A 26,005-nucleotide genomic window follows, 5' to 3' on the forward strand; every position below is an offset into this window, starting at 1 on the left:
TGGGTAGTTATGCCCAAAGCTAATTTATCTAAGGAAAATGAAGTTAATTTTATATTTAGCAACGGGTAGTATGCCCTCAATTGGCTTAGGTGTTCGCGTTGCCATCACTTAAGTCTAAATGTTCTCTTTTTAATAATAGCCTTAGTTGATGAAACACATTAGTTGTTTGGTTTTCCTTATTCTTATTTTGATAAGCTGTAATCGAAATGAAGAGAAGAAATATCAAGCATTTAAAGATTTTTTGAAATACTACCAAGCTAATGTGCTTAAGAAAGGGAAAAGTTTAGTCATCTTGAAAGAGCCTACAGAGAGAAGGAAGTACGATGAAATATGGAATACAATTACCATCGACAGTTTACTGCCCAAACAGTTTGCTCCCTTAGCCATCAAAGAGTGGGATAGCAGCTATTTTAAAGATTCAAGGTTTGTCTCTTCTGAAGAGACCACTCGGTTTCGTTATGATTTAAACCTCCAAAGAAAATTTTATGATGAGCATCAAGGTTTTTATACACTCTCTCAACCTTACGTTAGTAAAGCAGGCGATTACATTTTAATTGCGATGTATTACATCTGTGGAGATAGATGTGGTTATGGTAAATTGCAGCTGTTTAAAGCACATCAAAAAACTTGGGTTTTGGTTAAAACATATTCAACAAGTATATCATGACATTAATAGTTTAACCAATTTCTATCCCTGTTTTAGTTGATTTATATCTTTCTCGACTGCTTTGCAACTATTTTGTTACCCTAATAAAACTATTTTTTATCCCTCAGAGGATAGCATTAATTTTCAACTTTGTATCAGTTCTTTAAAATATAAAACGCATAAAAATATTAATTGCATTTCATCTACCTAATGAAAACAATAGCATTCGGCTATATCGATGCAAGAGAAAATACCTATTAATATAGGGCCTAGTACCTGGTAAGATATAGTCGATGCTAATATTTCTAAAGATTAGATTCGATAAAACTTTAAAGCATTTCAATGAAAAGAAAAAAATAAACTATAAACATTTATCCTACAAATTATGAAAAAACATCTACTCTTGATTTTACTAGTAACATTTGCTGGTCTAGTGAAAGCCCAAACTCCAACTAGTACAGTTCCTGTTAAATTAGATTCTACTGGAATTTTCAACTATGCTTATGGTACGCTCGAATCGGATACTCGATTTAGGGAATCTGGTAAAACAACTCCTGCAACATACTTTCCTTTTACCAACGGTAAATATGTAGCACGTGCTTTATTTTCGGCACCTGCTACCCCAACCGGCTTGTTTACCTTAGAAGCAGGTAAGGTAAAGATGTCTAATCCAGCGGCGGGTATAACAAAATCAGCTTTCTTTAATATCGTTGGCGCTAGACCAATAGTAAGAATTAGCTTCGATTTAGACTTAACATCATATACAGCTTTGGCTCCGTTTATCATTGCTTTTGGTAACGATGACGGAGGAACTGCTGGTGCTTCCAAAATGATTAATGCAGAATCTGCTTTTCAAAATCAAGCGGGAGATGTTTTTGGTTCTTTAAGGTTGGCAAATACTGGAGGTTTATTTATTACGCAGTATCGTAATGCAGATGGTACTACATTTTCTTCATTGCCCGAAAGTCAATCTCTGATAAGACCAAACGTATCACAACATATAGATATTTTTATCAATTCTAGTTCTTCTAATAATGTACCTTACACCTTAAATGCTACCCAGCGGTTAATGGCAGCAAATACTTACGAAGTATTTGTAAATGGTGTAAAGTATGGGAATTCTTTTCCTAAAAACGGAACCCTATATAACTTTACTAATTTAGATGCCCTTTGTTTTGAATTTGCAGATAATGCTACGCAACAACAAGTTGGCGTTTCTAACCTAGAAGTTTCATTCTTTAATGTTACCGTTTTGCCAGTGAATTTAATTGATTTTACAGGTAAAAAAGCAACTAATGGTATTGAGTTAAATTGGGCTACGGCATCTGAGCAAAATAATGATTACTTCGAAATTTTACGTTCTGCGAATGGACAACCTTACCAATCTATAGGGACTTTTAAAGGAAAAGAACAATCTGGTGTTGCTAGCCTATACCAATTTCTAGATAGAAACCCAGTTTCTGGAACCAATTACTACCAACTGAAACAAGTAGATAAAGACGGAACGCCAACCTTGTTTACTGAAAAAATGGTTGCCGTTACTTACGATTTAATCAATAAAGGCTTATCAGTGTACAAAAGTCAAGATGTAGTTAAAGTTGATGCTTATGCAACTCAATCGCAAGCTGGAAAACTAGTACTTATTGATTTGCAAGGAAGAAAATTGGCAGAAAGAAAAGTGCAGTTGAACGATGGGAAAAACTTTTTATCTATTGATGCACCATCATTAGCCTCTGGCTTATATATCGTTAAACTAGAAGCTGGCAGAGACAGTCAATCTGCTAAGTTTATAGTGAGATAATCGCATTTATCTATCTGCGCATGCTCATATTTGGTTTAAAGCCATAGCGTAAATGCTATGGCTTTTTTATGTAGTTATGGTTGGAAATAACTGATTTATAACCTCTCTAAGGTGGTGAATTAATTTGTGAAAACGATTATGTATTCCTTTTTAGGTTGATTTTTACCCCTTGTTTAGGTCCTTAAATTATCATTTTTGATTTATTATTCACCAAATAAAATCATATGAAAAGAAAACTACTATTATGTTTAGGTTTAGTGTTGAGCGCTGGACTTTTAAAAGCGCAATGGCGCAATCAGGGTGCCAGCTGGATTTATAATTTTAGCAGCGGCACCAATAATACCGTATCTGCTACTGCGAGCAATTCGACTTACCTTTCTACCGATCCTTCTCCGGTTTTACCTGCGCCACCTTCTGGAACCAGCATGATTTTTTTTAGCGGAGGAACTGCTGCATCTGCAACTATTGACGCTACAGGTAATAAGTTAGATTTTGTACCTTCTGTTACAGGCAACATAGGCAAGTTCGGAGTATACAGCATTGCCGATGCTACAGCAATAGCTTATTCAAAATTTACTTTAACTTTCGGACGTGTAGCCGCAACGGCACCAGCAACAAATACAACCTACGTTTGGTCTATAGGAAATAGGGGCGCTACTTCTAATCTATACAGTAACCCAACTGCAGTTTATCAGGCATCGGGTTCTGCTCAATCTTTATTTACTGCTTTAAGATGGTTATATAATTCATCGGGTAGTAACACTTACGTGATGAGCTATAGAGTTGGAAGTACAGGCACTTCACAAAATTATGTTACGCTATCAGGTGGTACTTTTTTAGAAAGCACACCTTATGATTTTGAGGTTTATACCAATAATACTTCTAACGAGCAATTGTATACCAGAAACGCAACTACCTATACGGTACAACCTAGAAGCTTTCATGTATGGGCTACTAATACATTAACAAATACAACCACTAGGCCATATATTGGTAGTTCTGTTTACGATTTGCCTAGAGCTGTAGAAACAGTAACTGCTACTGGAGATCAGTCAATTACAGATGATAAGACACTTAATTCATTTTTAATTCAAGGTACAGCTAACACTGGAGGTAACGCCAAATTGAATATTTCTGGATTGGAACAGGCTTATACACTATCTGCGCTACCTGTAAACTTCATCTCTTTTACAGGTAAAAAAAGCAATAACGGAATTACCTTAAGTTGGGCAACTGCTTCCGAACAAAATAATAGTCATTTTGATATTCTACGTTCGTCTGATGGGATATCTTATAAGAGCATTGGTACAATTAAAGGAAATGGAAATAGCAGTGAGAAAAGTCAGTATACGTTAACAGATACTCGCCCAGTTGCTGGAATGAACTACTATATTTTGAAACAGGTAGATTTTGATGGAACTTCTGCAGTATTTAATGAGAAAGTTGCTGTAAATTATAAATTGGATCTGCAAAATAGTTTCTCCGTAAATGCTAAAGAGAATGTGCTGAATGTTTCTGTTGGTGTAGAAAATGCTACGGTAGCCGATTTTTATATTTACGATACCAATGGAAGAAAATTGACTGCAACAAAATTGAAGCTGAATTCTGGTAGTCACACCTACGCTATAGATGCAACTAACTTAGCTAAGGGGGTTCTGATCGCTAAAATAATTACTAATGACGGAACTCAAAGCGTTAAATTTTTAAGGTAGTTATCGCGATTAAATAAGAAAGGTTGCTAGAAGATCAATTTTCTAGCAACCTTTTTTTGTTTATAATAGTTAGTATTATTAAAAATTTCCAGATTGGTTAATACCCGTTTTAAGGTTGATGATTCCGTAATCATTATTGTAAACACCTCCATTAGCAGCATTAAAATCATTGATATTTAAATTTGTACCATTAAAACTGATGGTGCCATTTGGAACGATATTTCCTTCAATCCTAATAGAATATTCGGTATGTGTTGTATTATCGCGATAATAGCCAATGCCGTGGTAGATATCATTTACAGGCGAAGCAACATTGATTTTATTATTCAACACCTTCACATAATCTAAATAGGGGAAAGCTGGAGTGTTGCTGTATTCGTAAAGTAAAATCCCCGAATCATTCAACGTATTATTAGAAATAATTAGGTTTTGACCGTTACGGGCTTTAATGGCACCACCATCGGCATTTGGTGGCCATCCGATAATGGTGTTCTTGTTGATCGTTATCCCGTTGAAACTATGTGCGTAGATGCCGTGGTCGGTTTGTAGAAGGTCTGAGTTAAGGACGATGTTACGATTGATTGTATTACCTTCAATAAGGGAGTTGGTTTGGCTGTTGTCGTTAATTGCCGTTACAAAATAGCCAGTGGCAGCGCCGTCGCCAAAAGTGCAATTAATGATTTTACTGTTAGAGGTACCGCTTTTGATCCAAATTCCTCTGCCACTATGGTTTACCCTCCTAGAAAATACGCAATTGGTAATTAATGGCAAATCTGTATCAGTAAGCTGTATGTAGGCATCAGAGTAATCACTTTCATCGGTTCCTGCTTTTCTCACGCCGTAATCAAAAATACAGTCCTTAAATGTTGTTTTGGAAGAACCATTAATAACGAACCTTAAATTCCAAAAAGTAATACCAGAAAAAGTGCTGTTGCTGATATCGCTTGCATAGCTAAGTGATAGGAGCTGCGCTGTGCTACTGGTGGCGTCAAATATTGGATTGGCAGTGGTTTTTTTAATCATGGTCACACCAGTTTTAATATTAATTTTACCAGTAATACTATAAGTGCCGGCTTCTACCCATACCGTATCTCCGGCAGTTGCCGAAGCTAATACTTGATTAATTTGTACCAAAGTCATACCGCTGCTTACGGTAAAATTAGAAGCGGTACGAGTTTGGCTCGATTTTTTTTCGTTTGTGATTTTTTCGGTAGACGAATTTTTCTTGCAGCTTACTAGAGCTAGGCTCATCATAGCTACCATTAATATTTTCTTGCTCATTTTTCAGTTTAAAGGTTAGAATTTAAGAAATAGCTTGTCGGTTTAAATTTATGGATGAAGAGGAATCGAGGAGGGGTATAAATTAGCTTTAAAAGGGTGTGTTTTTCACTTGCCAGAAAGCGGAAGCTGTTTTTGTTTAGCAAGTTAAGATTTCGAAAATATTGTACATTATATACCGAAATAGTTTACCTCATAATCAATATAAATTAATTATTACCCTTATTTTAACTGATGGTTACCCCTCTTTTGTGCTTGGCTTATTCCTAAATTTGAGAAGATTATTTGAGCGGAATAGTATGAATGCTCGAATCATTAATCTAACCAAATAACATAAACTAAAAACAATATGAGGAAGATTTTAATTTTTCTTTTGTCGATGCTGACCAGTATTCAAATTTTTGCACAGTCTACCAAACAAGTAACAGGTACTGTAAAAGATTTTGAAACCGGAGAAACGCTGATTGGAGCAAGCGTGACTGTAAAGGGAAAAACATTAGGAGCCGTAACCGATGTCAACGGAAAATTCACCATTAAAATAACTGACAGTGATGAGGTGCTGATATTTAAGTATATCAGTTACACTTCGCAGGAAGTATCTATCAAAGGTAAGTCGAGCGTAGAGGTAAGGCTTAGACCTGATAACGTTTCTTTGAATGAAATTGTAGTGGTTGGCTACGGCGAAGTTCAGCGTAAGGATTTAACAGGTGCTGTTGGCTCTGTGAAAATAGAAGACTTACAAAAAGCTCCTGTAGGTTCTGCGGTAGAAGCCTTAGCAGGTAGGGTAGCAGGTGTACAGGTATCCTCAGAAAGTGGCAAGCCTGGCGCTGGAGTAAATATTGTAGTGCGTGGCGCAAATTCTATTACCCAAGATAACTCTCCTTTATATGTAATTGATGGTTTCCCAATGGAGGATGCTAATGCTAGTATTTTAAATCCGGCAGAAATTGAATCTATAGAAGTGTTGAAAGATGCGTCTTCAACGGCTATCTATGGTGCTAGGGGTGCAAATGGAGTAATCATGATTACTACTAAAAGAGGGAAAGAAGGTGCGCCAACAATTAATTACAATGCTTATGCTGGCGTACAAAAAATCATCAATAAAATAGGATTGATGGATGCTTACGAGTACGTTAAATTGCATGCAGAAAGAGATCCCGTTGGTATTTTAACCAATTACTTAAGAGACGGTAGAACGCTTGATTATTATCGTGATGTAGAGCAAATAGATTGGCAAGATAGGCTTTTCCAATCTGCACCTATGCAAAACCATTCTATTTCTGTGATGGGTGGTAGCAAGAATACAAAATATTCAGTTTCAGGGAACCTTTTTGATCAAGATGGGATATTGATCAATTCTGGATTTAACCGCAAACAGTTCAAATTTACCTTAGATCAAACCTTTAATGATAAATTTAAAGTAGGTACATCTGTAATTTATACTGGGTCGAAATTATACGGTGCTAATCCTGCAACTCCTGATCAATCTTATTCTGCGATGAATTACTTGATGTACAGTGTTTGGGGATACAGGCCAACTTCATTTAGTGGAGTAGAATTAGAGGATTTATTAACCGATCCCGATTTGAGTGCCGATGATGGTAGAAATGATTTCCGGATTAACCCTATTCTTTCTGCAAAGAATGAGCTGCGTCAAACTTTCGAAAATCGCTTGGTAGCAAATGGTTTTGCTGAGTACTCATTTTCTAAAAGCCTAAAATTTAAAGTTACAGGAGGAATCAATAACGGAGCTTACAGGCAGGAAACTTTTAATAATTCGCAAACAAGATATGGATATTTTGCCAGCACCGATAAGGTAAATGGGGCAATTATGTATACCAACAGTAATACTTGGCAAAACGAAAATTTATTAACCTACACCAAAAAGTTTGGTAAACATAACTTAAACGCCGTTGGTGGATTGATTTTTCAGGAGAATAACTATAAGAGATATGGCTTACGAGCTACTCAAATGCCAAATGAAGTGCTTGGTTTAGCAGGTTTAAGTCAAGGAATATCGCAACCGGTAACTTCATTGAATAGCGAATGGTCTTTAATGTCGTACTTAGGGCGTGTTAACTATAATTATAAGTACAAATATTACATTACCGCTTCTTTTAGAGCAGATGGGTCTTCTAAATTTAGAGACGGCAACAGATGGGGGTACTTTCCTTCTACAGCACTTTCTTGGAGAATCATCAATGAAGATTTCATGAAGAAATATAAGTTCATCTCTGATGCTAAATTAAGAGCTGGGTACGGTGTAACTGGTAACAACAGGGTTTCTGATTTTGCTACCTATACCCAAATGAATTTCGATAACACTGGCCCTACCTACAACGGTTATTATTCTTTCAACAACAGTTTAACCCAAGGTGTATTTTTAAGTTCGTTGGCTAATCCAGATTTGAAATGGGAAACTACAGGACAAACCAATATAGGCTTAGATCTAGGTTTCTTCAAACAACGCATAAGTCTTACGGCAGATTACTATAAAAAGATAACTACTAACTTGTTGCTAAATGCACAATTGCCTTATTCTACGGGATATGCTAATGCATTTAAAAACATTGGAAAAACCTCTAACGAAGGATTTGAGTTAAGTATCACTACGGAAAATATCAAAACGGACAAATTCAACTGGACTAGTTCATTTAATATCGCTTTCAACAAAAACAAAGTATTGGAATTAACCGAAAATCAGGAAAGCTTGATTAGCACGGTGCCATGGGATCAAAATTATAGAGAATTGCCTGGCTATATCGTTAAAAAAGGCCAGCCATTAGGACAGATTTACGGTTTTATTTGGGATGGTGTTTATCAATACGCTGATTTTGACCAATTGCCAAGCGGTGCTTATCAGCTTAAAAGTGGAATAACTACTAACGGTAATACTAGGACCTTAATTCAGCCAGGAGATATTAAATACAGAGATTTGAATGGCGACGGTGTAGTGAATGATTTGGATCGTACCGTAATTGGTAGAAGTTATCCAATTCATCAGGGTGGTTTTAGTAACAGTTTTAGATACAAAAACTTCGATCTAAGTGTCTTCCTTCAATGGTCTTACGGTAATGATGTGCTAAATGCGAATCGCCTACTGTTTGAGGCAGGCAACAAACCATATTTAAATCAGTATGCTACTTTCTCAGACAGATGGACACCTACGAATACCAATACCGATATGTTTAGGGTAAATGGGCAGGGACCTACAGCTTATTCGAGCAGAATCGTAGAAGATGGTTCGTATCTAAGATTAAAAACAGTTGATTTTGGTTACAGATTGCCTTCTGAATTATTGAAGCGCATCAAGTTGAAATCTGCTAGGGTTTATGTTTCGGCGCAGAACTTATTTACCATTACCAACTACTCGGGCTATGATCCAGAAGTCGCGGTGTATTATTCGCCTTTAACACCAGGATTTGATTATTCATCTTATCCTCGTCCTAAAACATTTGTGTTTGGTTTAAACGTATCATTATAAGAGGGCAGTCATGAAAAAATATATAAATACAATTCAAACTATAAAAAAAGCCAATCTTTCTCCTAAGGGATGGAAGAAGAACATGGTATTTGTGGCTACTTGCATCATAATCATTGCAGCAAGCGGATGCAAGAAATTCTTAGATAAATCACCAACTTTTATTGTAAAGGAAAACTATTATAATAACGAAAATGATGTGAATAATGGTTTAGCAGGAGTTTACGATGTGCTTGGTAAAGAAGAGATTTACGGAGGTAATTACCAGTTGCTACTTTCTGTCGCAGACGATGGTTTCTACTCTAGGAGTGCTTACACATTTGGTCCGGCAGTCTATAATTTCGATGCTGCAGATGCTACCGTAGCTAATTTTTGGAGATACTTGTATGAAGGCATTGAGCGTGCAAATGTATTCTTAGCAAGCGTGGATAAAGTAAATATGCCGCAAGCTGCGAAGGATGCGGCTAAGGGAGAGGTGAAATTTTTAAGAGCTTACTATTATTTTCTTTTGGTAGATAATTTTGGAAATGTGCCTTTGAAAACCACGCCAACAGCTTCGGTGAATGACGTGAATATCAAAGCTGCACCACAAAGGGAGATTTATAATTTCATCACGAAAGAAATGGAAGAAGCGGAAGGTTTGGTTAAAACAGCAACATCCATAGGTTTTGGTGGTAAAGTATCTAAGTCTACAGTTAGAGGTATTTTAGCCAGAGTTTATTTGAAAATGGCTGGTGCGCCATTGAAAGACCAAAGCAAATTTGCCGACGTATTAAAATGGACAAGGAAGATTATTTATCCAGATGCTGGAGCAAATGAACACCGATTGCTGCCAAGCTATCAACAGATTTTTACCAATTATGCCGGAGATAAGTACGATATAGGGGAGAGCATTTGGGAAGTGGAATTATATGGCAACAGAGGTGGAGATTTCGAATCGGGACGTATAGGCAATACCATCGGTTTGCAATGCAATGATGATGCTTATGGTTACAGCTATGGCTTAGTGAACACAACCAAAAAATTATTTGATAGCTACGAAAATCAAGATGTTAGGAAAAATTGGGCCATAGCGCCATATCAATATACCTACAGCACGGTAAATACTTTAATTACGGTTACCGATTCTCTGAATTGGACTTCTGCACAGATTTATAACAGAAACGTAGGGAAATTTCGTAGAGCTTACGAAAAGTTAAAGCCTAAAAATAGAAACTACACACCGCAAAACTTCCCCTTATTACGCTATGCAGATGTTTTATTGATGTTTGCCGAAGCAGAAAATGAAGTAAATGGGCCAAGTTCTCTGGCAAAGCAAGCATTAAAAGAAGTGAGATTGAGGGCGAATGCTACAGATATCACTGCTTCAATTTCGTCTTATGACGATTTAAAAACCGCAGTGAGGAGGGAACGTTTCCTAGAACTTTCTTTCGAGAGTTTAAGGAAATTCGATTTAGTAAGGTGGGACATTTTTGTATCAGAAATGAACCAATTAGGAACCGCAATACAGGCCGATGCAGGTGCTACTTGGAGTTTCGGTGCATTGGCAGGTAAAAGCGTAACTAGCAGGAATAATTTGTTGCCAATTCCTGTACTGGAGCTTTCATTAAATAAAGGATTATCTCAAAATACAGGATGGTAAATATAAATAACATGATGAAGAAAATATCTCTACTTTCATTACTGCTCATTGGTTTATTTGGCTGTAACAAAAAAGAAGTAATTGTGCTAGATTTTGACGTGAAACCTGAAAAATCGAGCTACAAAGTTGGTGAAGCAGTAAATTTTATAATTACTGGTAATCCAGATCAAGTCTTATTCTTTTCTGGAGCAGAAGGTCATAAATATGCTTATAAAGATAGAACACAGGCACAAAGTGACCAAATTACATTAGAATTTGCGACCAACAGACGCTACGGTTTAGATGCACAACAACCTCAATCATTTAGGATTTTGGCTTCGCAAACCTTTGGTGGTACCTACACTTCTGCTGGGGTAAATCCTGCCGACTGGATAGATATTACTTCGGCATTTACCTTGTCTGGTACACAATCTACTGATGTAGCTTATGTATCTTCTGGTGTAGTAAACCTCACTTCTTTAACCAGTTTGGGCTTAACGCTAGATAAAGCGAAGCCGATTTATTTTGCTTTTAAGTACACTGGCGTAACAGGAACTACTCAGCCGCGTTGGTGGGTTAACAAATTTGATATTAAAACCATCACTACAGATGCTCAGGTATTGCCAGTGGCAAGCATTGCAACAGCTGGTTGGACATCAGTGAAAGTACTCGCTACTTCGCCAGTAAGTTGGATTTTCGGTACCGATAACATTTTGAAGTTTCAAGGTGGTGGAGCTACAGTTGGGAGCAATCAGGTATGGGCTATTTCTGCAGGGCTTTCGCTTACCAAAGTGCAGCCAGATACAGGTGTAGCGTTGAAAAATATGAGTACTAGGATGGATGCTTATCAGCATACTTACACTATAGCTGGTACATATACGGCAACTTTTATCGCCTCAAACGTGAATATTTATGGAGAAAGCAAAACAATGAAAGAAGTTCAAGTAAATATTGTGCCTTAGTCAACCTATTGGATTGCTAATGTAAATCCTAACCAATTTTTTATTACTGATTACAAGATTTGGTAGTTTCTGAAGCTGCCGAAAGGAGACCTTTTTATCCTAAAAAATGAATAAACAAATGAATTCGAGCTTTAAAAAAACAAATCTCACTGTCCTTGCAAGCCTGTTTTTTGCTACTTCTGTTGCAAATGCGCAGATGATTAAGAAAGATTTTGAAGTGGCAGATCAGCAGTATAAAATTATGTTGGAAACACAACATGATTTAACTAGCTTTCCTAGAAGTACAGACGAAAATGGTAAGGTGAAAGGGGTGGGTGTATTCGATTGGACCGGAGGTTTCTTTCCAGGGGTAATGTGGTATATCTACGAATACACTAAAAATCCAGCTTGGCTAGCCTCAGCTACAAAATGGACTACAGCCTTGGAAAAAGGGAAGGATTTGAACCAACATCATGACATCGGATTTGTGATGTACTGTTCTTATGGCAATGCAGTAAGGTTAGAAAAAGATCCAAAAAAACGGGAAGAGTACAATAACATATTGATTCATTCTGCTAAAACGGCACTAACTCGTTTCGATCCTAAAGTTGGGCTAATCAAATCATGGAATACAAAAGCTTCTTGGGATGGAAAAACCACATGGCAATATCCGGTAATTATTGATAACATGATGAATTTGGAAATGTTATGCTATGTGTCAAAAATCACGGGAGATCCTATTTATAAAAATGTTGCCATCAGCCATGCTTTAAAAACGATGGAAAACCATTTCAGAAAAGATTTTAGCACTTACCATGTCGTAGATTATGATCCGAAAACTGGAAAGGTTTTACATCAGCAAACTAATCAAGGCTATTCGGATGATTCTACTTGGTCTAGAGGGCAAGGCTGGGCAATTTATGCCTACACGATGATGTATCGTGAAACGGGCGACAAACGTTTTTTAGCAACTGCAAAAAAAGCAGCTGACTTTTACCTAAAACACCCTAACTTACCCAAAGATAAAATCCCTTATTGGGACTTTAACGTGGGGCAAAAAGGTTACCAAGCAGATTGGAAAACAGAAGGTAGAATCAATTTAAAAGCTATTCCTAGAGATGCTTCTGCTGGTGCATTGGTGGCTTCTGGCTTGTTAGAACTAAGTAATTACGTAGGTAAAAAGCAAAAGCAGTTTTATTTCAAGAATGCAGAAACTATGCTTAAATCATTATCTAGTGAAAAATATTTGGCTAAGGTTGGTACCAACGCAGGCTTTATCTTAAAAGAATCTGTAGGTAGTTTTCCTCACAATTTTGAAGTAGGTACGCCATTGGTATATGCCGATTATTATTTCTTGGAAGCATTATTAAGATATCAGAAAGCAGTAAATTAGATCATTAAGTTTTTATGAATTACAGAAAAATAGCAGTATTACTAGCAACCATATTTATTGGTTCATCGTGTTTAGCCCAGCATAAGAAAATTTATAAAAAAGACTGGATCGACCTAAACAAGAATGGCAAAAAAGATGTGTACGAAGATCCGTCACGTAGCACAAAGGAGCGTGTAGACGATTTATTGTCGCAGATGAACCTGAATGAAAAGACAGCTCAAATGGCGACTTTATATGGTTGGAAACGGATTTTGAAAGATTCACTACCTATGCCATCGTGGAAAAATGAAGTATGGAAAGATGGAATCGCTAATATCGACGAGCATTTGAATGGCTTCATCAACTGGGGTATAGTAGAGAACAAACTTGATTTAGTAACCGATGTGAAACGCCACGTTTGGGCGATGAATGAGACCCAACGTTTTTTCATCGAACAAACTCGCTTGGGTATTCCTGTAGATTTTTCTAACGAAGGGATTAGAGGCATCGAAGCTTATCAAGCAACTGGTTTTCCAACGCAGTTAAATATGGGCATGACTTGGAACCGTTCGTTGGTACGTGCCATGGGTCAAATTACCGGAAAGGAAGCTAGAGCACTAGGATATACTAACGTTTATGCGCCAATTTTGGATGTTGCCCGCGATCAACGTTGGGGAAGATTGGAAGAAGTATACGGTGAAGATCCATATTTGACCGCTCGCTTGGGCGTAGAAATGGCCAAAGGAATTCAGGAAATGGGAGCAGCTTCTACACCTAAACATTTTGCAGTTTACAGTGCAAATAAAGGAGCTAGAGAAGGTTTGGCCCGTACCGACCCGCAGGTTTCGCCACGTGAGGTAGAAGATGTACTGCTTTATCCTTTTAAAAAGGTAATTAAAGAAGCTGATATCATGGGCATCATGAGTTCATATAACGATTACAATGGTATTCCGGTTACGGGAAGTAGCTATTGGTTAATTGACCGCTTACGTACAGAAATGGGTTTTAAAGGTTATGTGGTAAGTGATAGCGATGCCTTAGAATATCTTTACAACAAGCATCACGTAGCTGCAAATTTGAAAGAAGCAGTTTACCAAGCTTTTACTGCTGGTTTAAATGTGAGAACTACGTTTAGAAGACCAGATAGCATCATTTACTACTTAAGAGATTTGGTGAACGAAAAAAGAATTCCGATAGAAACGATTAACAGTAGAGTGGCAGATGTACTTAGCGTTAAATTCAGGTTGGGTTTGTTTGATAGTCCGTATGTGAAAGACGCCGAAGCAAGTAAGCAATTGGTGAACAGTGCAGCCAACCAACAAGTTGCTTTACAGGCTTCCCAAGAAAGTATTGTTTTATTGAAGAACGTTAAAAATGCACTTCCATTAGCTAAAAGCGGACTTAAAGTAGCGGTTGTTGGGCCAAATGCTACCGATGCAGATTACGCACATTCTCACTACGGCCCGTTAATGTCGCCAAGTGTAAATGTACTAGAAGGTATTAAACAGAAAATAGGTGCTCAAAATGTTACTTATGCTAAAGGCTCAGAATTGATAGATAAAAACTGGCCAAATAGTGAAATCTTCCCAGAAGAACCTAACGCAGAAGAAATAGCTTTAATTAATGAAGCGGTAGAAACTGCAAAGAAAGCCGATGTAGTTGTATTGGCCATAGGCGGAAATACGAAAACAGCTGGCGAAAATAAAAGTCGTACATCATTAGATTTACCTGGACATCAATTAGCTTTAGTTAAAGCTATCCATCAAACTGGCAAACCTTATGTGGTGGTGTTAATTGGTTCACAGCCTGTATCTATCAACTATGTTGATTTGCATGCACCAGCAATTATTTACGCAGGTTATCCTGGCGTAAAAGGAGGTTTGGCGGTGGCCGATGTGCTTTTTGGAGATTATAATCCAGGCGGTAAATTGACTTTGACTTTTCCTAAATCTGTTGGGCAATTGCCACTAAATTTTCCAACTAAACCTAACGCACAAACGGATGAAGGCGAAACGGCTAGAGTTAAAGGTTTGCTATATCCTTTTGGTCATGGTTTAAGCTATACTACCTTCAGTTACGAAAACTTGGTGGTGAATAATAAGCTTAATGAAAATGGACAAGTGGAGGTTTCTTTGGATGTTAAAAATACAGGAACTAAAGATGGTGACGAAGTGGTACAGTTATACATCCGTGATGTGTTGAGTTCGGTAACTACTTACGAAAAATTACTTAAAGGATTTGAGCGTGTTAAATTGAAAGCGGGCGAAACTAAGAAAGTAAACTTTACGCTTGTACCAGATGATTTAATGCTTTGGAACAGAGAAATGAAGCAAGTGGTAGAGCCTGGAGATTTTAAAGTGATGCTGGGTTCGTCATCAGAAGATATTAGACAAACGGCCATTTTTACAGTGAAGTAACCTTTTCGTCATTGCGAGCCTGCGAAGCAATCTTTGGTTCAATTGGCGATAAAACATAAATATGAAAACTATCATACTAATATTTACAATTCTATTTGCTGGTTTAACTACTAGGGCGCAAGACATCGCCATTATTCCCAAGCCACTGAAAGCGGTTAAAAACTCATCTGCATTTGCACTTAATCAGCAAACACAGATAGTCGCTAATAAAGAAGCGTTGAAAATTGCAGAATATCTGCAAACTGAGCTACTGAAATATCAGGGAATCGCTTTGCGCAGCGCTGATAAAGCGACAGCTAATTATATCGACCTGCAAATTAAACCGAATGCTAAACAAGCTTTGGAGGCTTATCAGTTATCGATTGGAGAGAAGAAGATAGAAATCAAGGCTGCAAATCCACAAGGTTTGTTTGCTGGAGTAACATCGTTACTGCAGCTCATTAGGCAACAGCCGTCAGTAAATCATCAAATTGCTATCCCATCTTGGAATATTGAAGATCAGCCGAGATATGCTTGGCGAGGAGTGATGTTAGACGAATCGAGACATTTTTTCGGGAAGGAGAAAGTGAAGCAGATTTTGGATTGGATGGCATTTTACAAGCTCAATAAGTTCCATTGGCATTTAACAGATCAGCCCGGATGGCGTATCGAAATCAAAAAATATCCTAAACTAACTGTAATTGGGGGCGTAGGAAGTTTTACTGATTCTTTGGCAAAGGCACAATATTATACACAAGAAGAGATTAAAGAAATTGTTCGTTATGCCGCAGAGCGATTTATAGACGTAATTCCGGAAATTGATATGCCTGGTCATGCTACTGCAGCGAATAAAGCCTATCCCGAGTTTAGCGGCGGTGGCTCTCCAAAATATCCAGAGTTTACTTTTAATCCTGGCAAAGAAGGTACCTATCAATATCTCACTGATATTCTTCGAGAAGTTGATGCGCTTTTTCCATCACAGATGATCCATATTGGCGCTGATGAGGTACATTTTGGAAACCAACATTGGAATAAAGATGAGGCTGTACAAGCTTTGATGAAGAAAAATAACTTTAAGGATTTGCCGGCAGTTGAAGCTTATTTCGTAAAACGAATAGCAGACAGTATCAAAGCTTTAAATAACGAAGTTTTAGCTTGGGATGAAATCGTAAGTGGTAATTTGTCGTCTGATCAAACCACTGTTTTTTGGTGGCGACACGATAAACCGGAAATTCTTAAACAAGCTTTGGAGAAGGGATTTAAAGTAGTTTTATGCCCTCGTTCGCCGCTATATTTTGATTTTGTGCAAGATTCTGCTCACGTTGTAGGACGTAAATGGGCAGGTAAATTCGTTCCGTTAAAAAGCGTTTATGATTTTCCTTCGAAAGAAATTACTGATTTGCCTAATGCTAATTCTTTGATTAGAGGAATACAAGCCAACATTTGGACAGAGGTTATTGTAGATGAACAGCAATTGGATTTTAAATTGTTTCCTCGTATAGCAGCTTTAGCAGAAGCAGCATGGACAAACACGGAAACTAAGAATGTAAGTGAATTCAATAACAGGTTGAAAAAACACTTTGAATTTTATACCGCCGACGGGCTTTATTTCTTCAATCCGTTTAACACTAAAGCGTCGCCAGAGTTGCTTACACCGGCTCAAAGAAAAGGTTTGCTGCCAGATAACGAAGCTCAAACTGCACAAGAAAAAGGAACGATTAAGTGATATTAAGATACAGTTCGAAATTATAAACTAAATTAGCACGGTGGCGGGGACGCCACCGTGAGCATTGTCCCTTATTGGCGTCCCGCCAATAAGAGTGCAATAAAAAGTCCCCGATAAGTGTCCAGCTTTTTGCGGGCACTGCACATTTTATTGGGGGCTTTTCATTTTAATTGGTCTTTTAAATCAATAAAGCCATTTGTTTATTTTTTTGTATTCCACCAAGTTAAAGGGAATTTGATTTCGTCTACCGAACTTGTTATCATATCTGGTTTAAAAGCATAATGTCCTAGCGTTTCCTTTTTGGCAATTCCAGATAACACCAAAATGGTTTTATATCCCATCTGTACACCACCTTGAATGTCAGTTTCCATAGTGTCTCCAATCACGGTGGTTTCGCTGGTTTCTAATCCCAAAAATTTACGTGCAGATCTCATCATTACGGGACTCGGTTTACCAGTAACAAAGGCTTTTATTCCAGTAGCTTCTTCAATCATGGCTGTTGTTGCCGCAATTCCAAGGTTATTCCAGCCAGGTTTTTTTGGAGAAGGATCTCTATTGGTGGTGATAAATTTAGCTCCTGCCAAAATCATGTCTACCGCCCTTTGTACCATTTCTAGTGTAAAATTTCTACCTTCTCCAAGTACCACATATTCTGGATCGGTATTTACCAAGGTAATGCCATGCTCATGTAGACTGCTAAGTAAGCCTCCTTCTCCAAGTACATAGGCCGTTCCATTAGGACTTTGGTCTGAAAGAAATTTTGCAGTGGCCATCGCACTAGTATAAACATGACTTTTATCTACTTTTATGCCTAATCCTTTTAGTTTTCTTATTACCTCCAAACTTGTTCGCTGACTGTTGTTGGTCATAAACGTAAAGGGAATACCATCGTCGGTCAGCTTTTTGATAAACTTATCAGCGCCAAATATCAATTCCTCACCGCTATAGATTACGCCATCCATATCAATTAAAAGTCCTTGTCTCATGTTGTTTCTTTACTTAAAGTATTAATATGGTTAATTGATTTTATTGTGCATCATAAATCACCACCTTTTCAAAGAATACTCTAAATTCTTCTAAAAAGGCTTTATGAATTGCATGAACTTGGTACACATCGTGTGCTGCCAAATCTTCAAAAAATAAGATTAAGCTGAAAGTATAAGTCGTATCAACCACTGCACGCTCAATTGGTGCTGGTGTACCTACGTGAAAGCTTTTTACAACTTCAATGTTTTCTAAACTTTTTAATCCTCCTAAGAAAGCTTCTTTTTGAGCTTCAGTGGTATCGGCTTTTAACCAAAATAATACGTGGTGTGCAATCATTGTTTTTTTTTAAGCGAAGATATGCAATTTGGTTAATTGTTTAAACCGGTTATTTGGTTAACTGAAACTTTGTATGTCGGTATAATACTGAACAATTAACCAATTTAAACAAATAATCGATTAACCAAAATTTGTCAATTCTATAACAAACTCAAAAAATTATATAAAACACATTTCAAATTTTTTCTTCATCTTTGTGTCGCAATGAAGAAATTCTTTTTAACACTTATGGCATTTTTCTATCTGGCAGTAGCCAGTGGGGCTGGAGTGAATCTTCATTACTGCATGGGCGAACTCGTAGATTGGAGTTTAACCGATAGCGAAAAGCATGCTTGCGATTTCTGCGGCATGGAAAAAAAGAAATCTTCCGAAAAATCTTGCTGTAAAGATGTACAACATCAAGCTAAGGTAGACCAAGCTCAAAAGGCAAATGCACAGATTTACAAGTTCGAGCAGTCGGCTTTTGTAATTCCTCAGGTAAAGCCTTTAGAAAGCTATTTGTTGCCAGTTACCAAGATTATTTCACAAGAGGCCAGAAGCAATGCGCCTCCTTTAGGGCAACGAACCCCTATTTTTATCAAAAACTGTACTTACAGAATATAATACCCTTTTTCTTTCGAAAACGTAATGCCTTTCATTATGTCGTCATTCCCGCGTAGGCGGGAAACTTAAAGCGTACGCATTAGGATTCCCAATCGAGTTGGGAATGACGATAAAACAACGTTTCGAACAAATTCAACAGGCTTTTTAGCCAAAAAATCCAAATCTTATTTATTTAATCCGTTGCTAGCTAAGCCCGCCTTTGTGTGAGCTCTTGCTATCAACAAAACTTAGAAATTATGAACTCATTAAAAATGATTGCTGTTGTGGTATTCACTATGTTAGGTACTGCTGCTTTTGCGCAAACAAAAACCGACAAAATTAAAGTATTAGGTAACTGTGGTATGTGTAAAAAACGTATCGAAACTGGTTTGAAAGATGCCGCAATTACTAGCGCAACATGGGATAAAGACAATAAGTTTTTAACCGTAAGTTATGATAGTACAAAAATCAGCAACGAAAAAATTCAACAAAAAATAGCTGCTTTAGGTCATGATACTGATAAAGCAAAAGCTAAAAATGAGGTTTACGATAAGTTGCCAGGTTGTTGCAAATACGACCGTACAGGTAAAACGGTAAAGGCGCATTAACCCCTCTCTGCCTTCGGCATCTCTCCCCTAAAAGGGAGAGAATTGAATGGTGCTGTCCCCCTCTTGGAGGGGGTAGGGGGAGGATTTTAATTATAACAAGCCATAAAAGAAAGAGGGTAATAATTTTCAAATGGTACATCAAATTATTGACTGGTCTATGCGCAACCGATTTATCGTGTTGGTGCTGGCCATTGGGATATTTGTTTGGGGCATCTTTGCGGTAAAGAAAAATCCGATAGATGCTATTCCAGACTTGTCCGAAAACCAAGTAATTGTGTTCACAGAGTGGATGGGACGTTCGCCTCAATTGATAGAAGATCAGATTACCTATCCGTTGGTGACCAATTTACAGGGTATTCCTAAAATTAAATATGTGCGTGGTTCTTCCATGTTCGGGATGAGCTTTATCTATGTCATTTTTGAGGATGACGTAGATGTATACTGGGCTAGGGAACGAGTATTAGAACGTATCAGTACAATTTCAAAAACATTACCAGATGGTGCTGCGCCACAGCTTGGTCCCGATGGAACAGGTGTGGGTCACGTATTGTGGTACACTTTAGATGCGCCAGATGTAGATTTGGGTGAGCAGCGAGCCATACAAGATTGGTATGTGAAATTTGCTTTGCAGACTGTGCCAGGTGTAAGTGAAATTGCTTCGTTTGGTGGTTTCCAAAAGCAGTATCAAATTGCAATAGACCCGAATAAGTTGTTGTTCTACAAATTGACGGTGCCACAGGTGATTTCGGCGGTGAGAAGTAACAACAACGAAGCCGGTGGACGGAAGTTCGAAATGAGTGACATTGGTTACATCATCAAAACTTCGGGTTACCTAAAATCGATAGACGAAATCGCTAACATTCCTATTAAAAACCAAAATGGTACACCTATTCGAATTGCAGATGTGGCTACGGTACAAATGACTGGCGAAACTCGTTTAGGAATTTTTGACCAAGATGGTGAAGGCGAACGTGTAGGTGGAATTGTAGTGATGCGCTATGGTGAAAATGCTGCAGAGGTGATTGATAAGGTAAAAGCCAAAATGACTGAAGTATCGAAAGGCTTACCCAAAGGAGTGAAGTTCGATATTGTTTACGACCGTGGCGAATTGATTAAGGAATCGGTAGATTCTATTAAGCATACTTTGATTGAGGAGATGATTGTGGTATCGCTCATCGTGATTATTTTCTTGTTCCACTGGCGCAGTGCAGTAAGTATCATTATCCAAATTCCAATTACCATTGCGGCAAGTTTTATTCTGTTAAATGCTTTTGGAATTAGTTCTAATATCATGTCGTTAACGGGTATTGCTTTAGCTATTGGCGTAATTGTCGATAATGGAATTATCATGAGCGAGAATGCTTATAAACATTTGTCGGAGCGGTATGAGCAGGTAGTTGGGAATAAAGAGAAGCCACAGTAGAGACGCAAAATTTTGCGTCTCTACTGCGGCGAGGATTTTGGGAATTTTCCGAAGTAAATTGGAATAAAGTGAAATAAACCCGATAGCAGTGAATCCCGATTTTTCATCGGGAGTAACGGATAGTGGGGCTGCAGCAAGCGATGAAATGCAAGAATTGCTTTTCAAAAAAAAGTTGGAAGTATTAAGGTAGGCGTTTGGATTTCACTCGTAACTCACAACATATAACTAATAAAACCTAAATGAAAAATTGGTTAAGAAATAAATTTCGCAAAGAGCCTGAATGGATCAGCGAAGAAGAACGACTGGCGATTATCACGAAGTCGAGCAAGCAAGTATCTAGAGGGGTGTTTTTTGCTACGGTAATCATTATCACGTCGTTTTTGCCAGTGTTTATGTTAACTGGTCAGGAAGGAAAACTGTTCCATCCGTTGGCGTACACCAAAACATTCATCATGATTGTGGATGCCTTGTTGGTGATCACTTTGGCTCCGGTGCTGATTTCCTTTTTTATGAAAGGAAAATTTAAGCCAGATAGTGCCAATCCGGTGAACAGATTTTTGGAAAAAGTATACGAGCCTATCATTAGGAAAGTGCTAAAATGGCGTAAGACAACTATCGCTATTAACGTGGTGGCGTTATTGATTACCATTCCCTTATTAAAAAATTTAGGGACGGAGTTTATTCCTCCATTGGATGAACAGAGTATTTTGTTTATGCCCGTAACCTTGCCAGACGTTTCTAATGCAGAGGCGAAAAGAATTTTACAGGTACAGGATAAAATCATCAAATCAGTACCAGAGGTTGATAAGGTGTTAGGTAAAGCCGGTAGGGCAAATACAGCAACGGATAATTCGCCTATTAGTATGATAGAAACCATCATCACGCTGAAACCAAAAAGAGAATGGCGTGAGGGGATTACTAAAAAGGATATCATTACCGAACTAGATGCAAAGTTGCAAATTCCAGGGGTAGTGAACGGTTGGACACAACCCATCATCAACCGAATTAATATGTTGGCTACGGGTATTCGTACCGATGTAGGCATTAAAGTTTTCGGACAAAACTTGGATACCATTGCTGCGGTTTCGGAGAAAGTGAAAGCGGCTTTGGAAGGCACTGCTGGGGTGAGCGATTTATTTGTAGAGCCTATTACAGGTGGAAAATATTTGGCTGTAAACATCAAAAGAGAAGAATTATCTCGCTACGGTTTAAATATTGATGATGTAAACCAAGTGGTAGAAACGGCGCTAGGTGGTGCCAGCATTGGCAATACCATTGAAGGTCGTCAGCGTTTTTCTATCAGTGTGCGTTTGGCGCAAGAATATCGTAATAGTGTGGAGCAAATCCAGCGTATTCCATTGCAATCGCCAAGTTTTGGAGAAATTCCTTTATCTAGCGTAGCTGACGTAAAGTTTGAGGATGGTCCGCCGATGATCAGTTCTGACAATGCGATTTTACGTGGGGCAGTGATGTTCAACGTCCGTGACAGAGATTTGGGCAGTACGGTAAAAGAGGCGATGGAGCAACTGAACAAGGAAGATGGCATTTTACCAGAGGGATATTTCTTGGAGTGGAGCGGTCAGTACGAGAATTTAATTAGAGGTCAGCAAACGTTGATGTGGATTGCTCCAGTGGTTTTGGTGATTATTTTCTTCTCACTTTATTTCGCTTTTCATTCGATTAGAGAAGCTTTTCTAAGTTTAATTACAGTGCCATTTGCTTTAATTGGTGGTGCTTACATGATTTACTTCTGGGGCGTAAACCTTTCGGTTGGCGTGGCTGTGGGTTTTATTGCTTTGTTTGGTATTGCGGTAGAAACAGGCATTGTGATGGTGATTTACTTGAACGATGCGATGCAACAATTGATTAAGCTCAAAGGAAATTCTAGGGAAACAATTACTCGAGATGATTTAAGAGAATATGTGATTTATGGAGCAGCAAAACGTTTACGCCCAAAACTGATGACGGTTTGTGTGTCCTTGTTTGGTTTGGTACCTGTGTTGTGGGCTACTGGTGTAGGAGTTGATGTAATGCAGCCTATCGTGTTACCTATGATAGGTGGTGTCTTGACTTCTTCTACACATATTTTATTGGTGACACCACTCATCTTTTTAATGTCTAAAGAATACGAATTGAAAAAATACGGAAAATTGGAGGTGCACGATGTACAACATTAATTCACACGCTGTTCTCGCCCCTTTGGGGAGAGATGTCCGAAGGGCAGAGAGGTATAGTAACATTGAAAGTAATTCCTCCCTCTTTAATTCTCCCTCCAAAGGGAGATACATGACGCTTATCGGCGATTGCATATCACCCTCTTTGAGGGGGCAGGGGGAGGAAATGGGCACTCCGTCATTGCGAGAGTTTACTCCGACAAATCGGAGAGGAACGACGAAGCAATCTATTATTTCTAATAAGATGTTTATGATAATCTTCGCTTTCTCTACAGTTCTATTGCCTTTTTTTGCTGTAGCCCAAACGCCAGTTCTTTCTCTCGATACCATCCTAAATCGTATTGACCAAAACAACCTACAGCTTAAATCTTATGGGTTAAAAGCGGAGAGTTATCAATACAACGCCAAAGCGGCTACTGCTTGGATGGCGCCAATGGTTGGTGTAGGAACCTTCATGACACCTTATCCTGGGCAAATGATTATGGACGGTAGAGATAAAGGTTCGTTGATGTTTCAGGTGGAACAGGATATTCCTAATTACGGAAAACTGAATGCACAAAAGAAGTTCATTGAATCTAAAGCGAAGGTAGAACGGGCAACTAGAGAAGTGACGTTGAACGATTTTAAAACACAGGCGAAAAAGCTTTATTACAGTTGGCTAGTTGCCCAGCAGAAATTGAAAGTGCTTGAGAAAAGCACCCAAATTATGCAAACCATGAAGAAGATTGAGGAAATCAGATATCCGTTTAATCAATCGAAATTGGGGAGTGTTTATCAAACTTCAGCAAAGCTGGAAGAAACAGAAAACATGAAGCGTATGCAGGAGGGAGAAATTGGTAGAGCAAAGGCTTGGTTAAACAGCATGATGAACCGACAAGGCAATACCGAGTTTAAAATCGATAGTAATTACGTTCCCCAATTTGTAGCGGCGACGGCTTTAGATACAGCTAGTTTGGCAGTGGCTCGAAAAGATATTGCCAAGATGGATTATAATATCCAATCGATGCAACTGAACGTTGAGGCTATGAAAAAACAAAGCCGACCAGATTTTAGAGTTCGTTTCGACCATATGTCGCCTTTGGGCAGCGGAATGCCAAAAGCCTTTAGCGTAATGGGAATGGTCAGTATCCCGATTGCACCGTGGGCATCAAAAATGTATAAATCTGAAGTGAAGGGAATGCAATATGAAGTAGAAGCGATGCAGATGGAGAAAGCTGCGATGTTGCAAGAAACGCAAGGAATGTTATACGGAATGCAGTATCAGATTAAAACGATGCAACAACAAATAGCGGCAATGGAACAAAAAATCATTCCAACTTTACAGAAAACATTGGACGTGAACGTGTTGGGTTATCGTGAAAATAAAATGCAGCTGCCAGAGGTAATTGCTTCGTGGGAAGCGTTGAATATGATGCAGAACAATGTGCTGGATGAAAAATTGAAACTTTACTTAATGATCGCAGATTATGAAAAGGAATTGTATAGGTAAAGCCCCTCTCTGCCCGTTGGGCATCTCTCCCCAAGGGGGAGAGAAAAGCAGCCGCCGTCATTTCGACTGGAACGCAGTGGAATGGAGAAATCTTTTAGATAGGGTTTCAAAGTTCAAAGATTTCTCGGCTACGCTCGAAATGACGAAGGTGGGAATGGGGCTGCAAAGTGTGCTGTTGTTATTAATCGTGCTAATCCTCGCATCCTGCCAAACCAAACCAAAACAAGATCATCATGATATTGGAAAGGTAGAAGTAGATGCTAGTTTGAAAGCTTTGATTGCGCCGTCTAACGAACAGGTAGTGGCCAAAGCAACAGTAGTTAAAGCGAGTTACGAAACTAAAATCTTTACTGCCGAAGTGCAGGGGATGGTGAACTATGATACTCGTAGTGAGACAAGCATAGCTAGCAGAGTCGGTGGACGTTTGGAAAAGCTTTACATCAAATACAATTATCAGCCTGTAAAAAAAGGGCAGTTGTTGTTTGAAATCTACGCTCCAGATTTGGCTGCGGCACAACAAGAACTGATTTATCTTTCGCAGAGTGCTGGTGACGAACGTTTGTTAGAACAAGCTAAACAACGTTTGCTGTTGTTGGGAATGAGTCATCAGACCATCCAACAGGTGTTGCAAACTAAAAAAGTGAATTACCGTATTCCGGTTTACAGTCCTGCAGATGGTTATATTTTGGAGAAACAGTTAGCCAATAACAATGCTGCTGCTGCGAGTGCACCAAGTAGTGAGAGTGGAAGTGATGGGATGTCGGGAATGAGTGGTGGAGGTGGTACAGCTTCAAGTGCAGCGCCAACACCACAAGTTGAAAATTCGCCAGTGATGCTGAGAGAAGGCCAATATGTAAATGTGGGACAAAGTATCTTCACGATTTATAGAGCCGACCAATTACTGGCAGAGTTCGCACTCAAACCCACTTTAGGGACTTTAATTAAGAAAGGTAGTAAACTGGCATTTTATAAAACGACCGATAAGGAAAATACTTTTCAGACGTCGAGTGTAGGTTTAATACAACCAATGATTAAAGCAGAGGAGAATTTTACAGTGGCGAGAATTTACCTTAACAAGGGGAGTTTCAAAGCAGGTGAAATTCTAACGGCAAAGATTCCAATGTTGGTACCTCAAAGTTACTGGTTGCCCGAATCGGCAGTCTTGAGCATAGGCGCACAAAGCACGGCTTTCAAAAAAGAGAATGGTGTGTTTGTGAGTGTAAACTTAATTACTGGCTTGCGTATGAACGGATTGATACAGGTAAAAGAAAATATCCATAATATGGAATTTGCTAAAAATGCAGCGTATTTAGTAGATAGTGAGAGTTTTATAAAAGCGAAATAAAAACATTAAGGAATTAAGAAACATTAGGTTCTTCTTAACTAATCTTAATTCCTTAATGTTAAAACTTGTATTCAAGCATAAATAAAT

At 38.4% G+C, this 26,005-nt stretch carries 18 protein-coding genes; 15 read left to right on the forward strand and 3 right to left on the reverse strand.

Annotated features, from left to right (window positions below; genetic code table 11):
• The first annotated feature begins 148 nt into the window (after positions 1-148).
• The 3 genes from CRO54_RS00835 to CRO54_RS00845 all read left to right on the forward strand — a co-directional run bounded on the left by CRO54_RS00835 (position 149) and on the right by CRO54_RS00845 (position 4,159).
• Complete coding sequence (locus tag CRO54_RS00835; RefSeq protein ID WP_097127597.1) at positions 149-667, forward strand: hypothetical protein; 519 nt, start codon at positions 149-151, stop codon at positions 665-667.
• 364 nt (positions 668-1,031) lie between these two features.
• Entirely contained in the window at positions 1,032-2,447 is a 1,416-nt protein-coding gene (locus tag CRO54_RS00840) for a T9SS type A sorting domain-containing protein (protein ID WP_097127599.1), read from the forward strand.
• 224 nt (positions 2,448-2,671) lie between these two features.
• Positions 2,672-4,159: a T9SS type A sorting domain-containing protein gene (locus CRO54_RS00845; RefSeq protein ID WP_097127601.1), complete on the forward strand. Its 1,488-nt coding sequence runs from the start codon at positions 2,672-2,674 to the stop codon at positions 4,157-4,159.
• 78 nt (positions 4,160-4,237) lie between these two features.
• Here CRO54_RS00845 and CRO54_RS00850 read toward each other — a convergent pair whose 3' ends face one another.
• Positions 4,238-5,440, reverse strand: a complete 1,203-nt coding sequence (locus tag CRO54_RS00850; protein ID WP_097127603.1) for a right-handed parallel beta-helix repeat-containing protein — start codon at positions 5,438-5,440, stop codon at positions 4,238-4,240.
• Between the two features lie 346 nt (positions 5,441-5,786).
• Between CRO54_RS00850 and CRO54_RS00855 the strand changes: the two genes are divergently transcribed.
• From CRO54_RS00855 to CRO54_RS00880, 6 genes are all read left to right on the forward strand, one after another.
• The gene (locus tag CRO54_RS00855; RefSeq protein ID WP_097127605.1) at positions 5,787-8,921 is read left to right on the forward strand and encodes a SusC/RagA family TonB-linked outer membrane protein; all 3,135 of its coding nucleotides are present in this window, start codon (positions 5,787-5,789) and stop codon (positions 8,919-8,921) included.
• A gap of 10 nt (positions 8,922-8,931) precedes the next feature.
• Positions 8,932-10,560: a RagB/SusD family nutrient uptake outer membrane protein gene (locus CRO54_RS00860; protein ID WP_097127608.1), complete on the forward strand. Its 1,629-nt coding sequence runs from the start codon at positions 8,932-8,934 to the stop codon at positions 10,558-10,560.
• 14 nt (positions 10,561-10,574) lie between these two features.
• A complete protein-coding gene (locus CRO54_RS00865; protein ID WP_097129812.1) occupies positions 10,575-11,501 on the forward strand; it encodes a DUF5017 domain-containing protein in 927 nt (308 codons plus the stop codon).
• A gap of 106 nt (positions 11,502-11,607) precedes the next feature.
• Positions 11,608-12,873 carry a glycoside hydrolase family 88 protein gene (locus CRO54_RS00870; RefSeq protein WP_240774981.1) on the forward strand — a complete coding sequence of 422 codons (1,266 nt, stop codon included), beginning with the start codon at positions 11,608-11,610 and terminating at the stop codon, positions 12,871-12,873.
• A 14-nt stretch (positions 12,874-12,887) separates the two neighbouring features.
• Positions 12,888-15,269 (forward strand): glycoside hydrolase family 3 N-terminal domain-containing protein, encoded by a 2,382-nt coding sequence (locus CRO54_RS00875; RefSeq protein WP_097127611.1) that lies wholly within the window; start codon positions 12,888-12,890, stop codon positions 15,267-15,269.
• Between the two features lie 61 nt (positions 15,270-15,330).
• The gene (locus CRO54_RS00880; RefSeq protein WP_097127614.1) at positions 15,331-16,974 is read left to right on the forward strand and encodes a beta-N-acetylhexosaminidase; all 1,644 of its coding nucleotides are present in this window, start codon (positions 15,331-15,333) and stop codon (positions 16,972-16,974) included.
• A gap of 200 nt (positions 16,975-17,174) precedes the next feature.
• Here the strand turns inward: CRO54_RS00880 and CRO54_RS00885 are convergent, their stop codons facing one another.
• Positions 17,175-17,960 (reverse strand): HAD-IIA family hydrolase, encoded by a 786-nt coding sequence (locus CRO54_RS00885; RefSeq protein WP_097127616.1) that lies wholly within the window; start codon positions 17,958-17,960, stop codon positions 17,175-17,177.
• Between the two features lie 40 nt (positions 17,961-18,000).
• A complete protein-coding gene (locus tag CRO54_RS00890; RefSeq protein WP_097127619.1) occupies positions 18,001-18,297 on the reverse strand; it encodes a Dabb family protein in 297 nt (98 codons plus the stop codon).
• 204 nt (positions 18,298-18,501) lie between these two features.
• Here CRO54_RS00890 and CRO54_RS00895 point away from each other — a divergent pair, with 204 nt between their 5' ends.
• The 6 genes from CRO54_RS00895 to CRO54_RS00920 all read left to right on the forward strand — a co-directional run bounded on the left by CRO54_RS00895 (position 18,502) and on the right by CRO54_RS00920 (position 25,918).
• On the forward strand, positions 18,502-18,900 hold the full coding sequence (locus CRO54_RS00895; protein ID WP_097127621.1) for an HYC_CC_PP family protein: 399 nt from the start codon (positions 18,502-18,504) through the stop codon (positions 18,898-18,900).
• Between the two features lie 236 nt (positions 18,901-19,136).
• Positions 19,137-19,487: a heavy-metal-associated domain-containing protein gene (locus tag CRO54_RS00900; RefSeq protein ID WP_097127624.1), complete on the forward strand. Its 351-nt coding sequence runs from the start codon at positions 19,137-19,139 to the stop codon at positions 19,485-19,487.
• A 130-nt stretch (positions 19,488-19,617) separates the two neighbouring features.
• Positions 19,618-20,910, forward strand: a complete 1,293-nt coding sequence (locus CRO54_RS00905) for an efflux RND transporter permease subunit (protein WP_097127626.1) — start codon at positions 19,618-19,620, stop codon at positions 20,908-20,910.
• Positions 20,911-21,149: 239 nt separating this feature from the next.
• Complete coding sequence (locus CRO54_RS00910; RefSeq protein WP_097127628.1) at positions 21,150-23,087, forward strand: efflux RND transporter permease subunit; 1,938 nt, start codon at positions 21,150-21,152, stop codon at positions 23,085-23,087.
• Positions 23,088-23,334: 247 nt separating this feature from the next.
• Complete coding sequence (locus CRO54_RS00915) at positions 23,335-24,573, forward strand: TolC family protein (RefSeq protein WP_244904277.1); 1,239 nt, start codon at positions 23,335-23,337, stop codon at positions 24,571-24,573.
• Complete coding sequence (locus CRO54_RS00920; protein WP_240774983.1) at positions 24,551-25,918, forward strand: efflux RND transporter periplasmic adaptor subunit; 1,368 nt, start codon at positions 24,551-24,553, stop codon at positions 25,916-25,918. The genes CRO54_RS00915 and CRO54_RS00920 overlap by 23 nt, the downstream gene beginning before the upstream one ends.
• Positions 25,919-26,005: the final 87 nt, after the last annotated feature.

Source organism: Pedobacter xixiisoli (genome assembly GCF_900215335.1).
Classification (GTDB): Bacteria; Bacteroidota; Bacteroidia; order Sphingobacteriales; family Sphingobacteriaceae; genus Pedobacter; species Pedobacter xixiisoli.